Genomic DNA, 883 nt, shown 5'->3' on the forward strand with positions numbered 1-883 from the left:
GTGGCGGCGATGACGGTGCCGGTTCTGGCAGCGGCTCGGACGATGGGAAGATCGTTCTCGGGTTTTCCCAGGTCGGTGCCGAAAGCGGCTGGCGTACCGCGAACACCAAGTCGATCCAGGACTCGGCCAAGGAAGCCGGGATCGAGCTGAAGTTCTCCGACGCCCAGCAAAAGCAGGAAAACCAGATCAAGGCGATCCGCTCGTTCATCCAGCAGAAGGTCGACATCATCGCCTTCTCCCCGGTGGTCGAGTCCGGCTGGGACACCGTGCTCAAGGAAGCCAAGGACGCCGACATCCCGGTCATCCTCACCGACCGGGCCGTCGACTCCCCGGACACCAGCCTCTACAAATCCTTCCTCGGCTCGGACTTCGTCGAGGAAGGCAAGAAGGCCGGCGACTGGCTGGTCAAGGAGTACGCCAGCAGCACCGACCCGGTCAACATCGTCGAACTGCAAGGCACCACCGGCTCCGCCCCGGCCAACGACCGCAAGAAGGGCTTCGGCGACGTCATCGCCGCCGAACCCAAGTTCAAAATCATCGCCTCACAAACCGGCGACTTCACCCGCGCCAAGGGCAAAGAAGTCATGGAAGCCTTCCTCAAGGCCAACCCCGACATCGACGTGCTCTACGCCCACAACGACGACATGGGCCTGGGCGCGATCGAAGCCATCGAAGGCGCCGGCAAGAAACCCGGCACCGACATCAAAATCATCACCGTCGACGCCGTCCGCGACGGCATGCAAGCACTCGCCGACGGCAAAATCAACTTCATCGTCGAATGCTCTCCCCTGCTCGGCCCACAGCTGATGGAACTGGTCAAGAAGGTCAACGCCGGCGAAGCCGTCGAACCCCGCATCATCACCAAGGAAACCACCTTCACCCA

The 883-nt window shown here is 62.2% G+C and carries 1 protein-coding gene; it reads left to right on the forward strand.

Annotation, left to right across the window (positions count from 1 at the left end; genetic code table 11):
* Positions 1–883, forward strand: an 883-nt coding sequence (locus ACTMTJ_RS45390; RefSeq protein WP_441225324.1) for an ABC transporter substrate-binding protein, incomplete at both ends; no start/stop codon positions are given.

Source organism: Phytohabitans sp. LJ34, assembly GCF_052068095.1.
Lineage (GTDB): Bacteria > Actinomycetota > Actinomycetes > Mycobacteriales > Micromonosporaceae > Phytohabitans.